The organism is Bacillus sp. SIMBA_074 (assembly GCF_046534555.1).
Lineage (GTDB): Bacteria > Bacillota > Bacilli > Bacillales > Bacillaceae_G > Bacillus_A > Bacillus_A mycoides.
On the sequence record NZ_JAWRYM010001254.1, the window covers coordinates 1 to 235 of the forward strand.

Sequence of the window (235 nt, forward strand, 5' to 3'; positions counted from 1 at the left end):
TGATAGGAAGGTCGTTGCAAGTCCAGAAATTGAGCTGCGTCCTGAGGATGAACGTGTACACGCGGATCATGCAAGGACGCCTCATTCAGTGAAACGACCGCGGGTACGTGCTTAGCTACATCCAGCACCATCGGGTCCAGATCGACAAGGTCAACATGCTCAACTCCAGGGTACTTGAGCACTTCACGTACGGCCAGTCCGTCACCGCCGCCTACAATGAGTACCCGTTTAGGGG

1 protein-coding gene is annotated in these 235 nt (G+C 54.9%); it reads right to left on the reverse strand.

Going from position 1 to position 235, the window contains the following annotated elements; genetic code table 11:
- On the reverse strand, positions 1-235 hold a 235-nt coding region (locus tag SB773_RS34740; RefSeq protein WP_486304343.1), incomplete at both ends, for a spermine/spermidine synthase domain-containing protein.